This is a genomic window from Vibrio ouci (assembly GCF_004551525.1).
In the GTDB taxonomy this organism is placed as follows: Bacteria; Pseudomonadota; Gammaproteobacteria; order Enterobacterales; family Vibrionaceae; genus Vibrio; species Vibrio ouci.
This window is the reverse complement of record NZ_SATR01000142.1, coordinates 1-1,983: the sequence shown is the minus strand read 5'-3', so window position 1 is coordinate 1,983 and position 1,983 is coordinate 1. Positions and strand designations below refer to the sequence as shown.

Sequence of the window (1,983 nt, the reverse complement as noted above, 5' to 3'; positions counted from 1 at the left end):
TGTCAGGTCGTGGCGGTCGGCTTTTCATTTTACTGGCTCAAAGTCGCTTTTAGGTTCATAACCAAGCAACATTTCAGCTTGGCAGTTGCCTCGGCAATTCAACATTGTTTTGCGCTTCGGTTGGAAAGACAGGGTGCTCGTTGTTACTTGGTCGGGTTGCCTCATTGGGCAGGGAAGTGGAATTTCTGGTTTTAGGTTAATCGCCTTTGGTGGCCAAGTTGGTTTTTGCCTTGTGGTTTAGCTCAGAAAGTTAGTTAGAAATAGCAGTTCTTTCTCAAGTAAATCATATGTTTGTGGTAAAACATAACAAACAATTCAACAGTGATTCGCAACGCTTGGCGCTCTCACTTCGGGTTAAGTTTAGTGTTTACGGCGCAGTGTTTAAGTTCAGTGTCTGCGCTGCTCACACGTTAATTGGGCGTTAGCCCTTTCAAAGGTTATGAGGTTAACGGTGCTAAAATTCTCTGATTGACTTTTTACAGATATAGAGCTAAATTGTGTGCATAGGGTGATTACAGGGACTTCAGGTCGCACCCCGTTGCCAGAAATGGTTAGTCCATGACTAAGTAATAACGTCCTGCCCCGCTTTAGCGGCTGAGACCCCACGCTTCGACGTGGGGTCGCTACTTTCTGGTAGCTTCTTTTGGAATCCCACTCTTCTTTTTCGCTTTCTTCGTATCCATAGCTAGTTTAAAGATACTAAAGTGTTTGTTAGTAATCGGTTTGTTTTCTCGGTCAAAAAACGCACTAGTTACATGTATTCTCAATAATCGATTTTCTTTAAAAATGCATAAGCATACTTTATAACTTTCTGGGTAACCACGAAAACTAGTTATCGAGTCAAACGTAAAGTATTTCTCTTGAGTTGTTTCATAAATTAACTTCTGCTTGTCTAGATTTTCTATACACATTCTTAGGTGTTTTGACGCCTCATAGCGCTCCAAGTTTATATTCCTAATCTCGAAGCCGTCTGTGTAACTAAGATCAATGCTATGTTCTTGACCATCTTTCGCAAAACAATGTAATCCGTATGTTACGACAAATTTGTATGTATCTTTGTTACCTTTAAAAGACACTTCATGCGCACTCAAGTGCTTGAGAGAGTGCTGTTCATCATTATAATGAAACGCCTCCCATTGCTGTCGTGCTTGAATGTGATATTTCTTCAAAGTGTTCTCCAAGGTAATGAAGTATTATTTATTCGTAATGTAACGGTATTTATGTGGTGTTTTACCTGAACCTTCAAACGTTCGTTCGATTACACCATCCTCATAAAGCGTACGAACTAGCATTGATAGTCTATTCTTAAAGTTTTTGGCATCAGATGCTTTACCTAACTTTTTAAGAGCAGATTCAACGTGGCTCACTGTAAACTCTTGATCTCCAAAACGTTCTACTAAATCTCTTATATCGTCTTTTAGGGAGCGTTTCTTTGGCCCTTCACTACTTGGCTCCTCAAGATCTGTTATGTCTATAAGGCCTGTTTCATTTATAGGGTTATCTATACTGCTTTCTTCAATAGTAGGGGCGTTGTTTAAGCGTTTCATTACCCTTATGGCAGCCTCAAGCTCTTCCAACTCTTTCCTTTTCTCTTCTGCCATCTGTACTAAACTATCTAATGAAAAAGACATAGCACCACCTCGTTTGTTTTTCATGCAGTAATTAAACTCCTTTAAGTCTATGCTGTCAATACTGAAAATTAAAAAAGACACATAAAGGGCTAACAAGGCATTTAAGAGGGATTCACAACGCTAGGCATTTTCGGTTTGAATCAGCTTTAGTGTTTAGGGCACAATAGTTTAGTCTGGGTGGTAGCGTTGTTCACCCCTTAATGCGGCGTTAGCACACAGGTTCATAGTTCGTGATAAAGGAAGAGGTAAATGTCTAAGGATGAAACGCTTCTACATTGTGGAAACTGCAATCAGAAGACGGCTCATAGACGACTAAGTGCATCTGAAGTTGAAGCACAGCAGCGAGTGAAGA

The 1,983-nt window shown here is 40.2% G+C and carries 3 protein-coding genes; 1 reads left to right on the top strand and 2 read right to left on the bottom strand.

The features are described from left to right. A partial coding sequence (locus ELS82_RS26775) for a hypothetical protein (protein ID WP_208733296.1) occupies nt 1–195 on the top strand: 195 nt, incomplete at its 5' end. A gap of 428 nt (nt 196–623) precedes the next feature. On the opposite strand, the gene ELS82_RS24460 is transcribed toward ELS82_RS26775, so the two are convergent. Then, complete coding sequence (locus ELS82_RS24460) at nt 624–1,169, bottom strand: YjaZ family protein (RefSeq protein WP_134837711.1); 546 nt, start codon at nt 1,167–1,169, stop codon at nt 624–626. Nucleotides 1,170–1,193: 24 nt separating this feature from the next. Then, on the bottom strand, nt 1,194–1,655 hold the full coding sequence (locus tag ELS82_RS24455) for a hypothetical protein (RefSeq protein WP_112417666.1): 462 nt from the start codon (nt 1,653–1,655) through the stop codon (nt 1,194–1,196). Between the last annotated feature and the right edge of the window lie 328 nt (nt 1,656–1,983).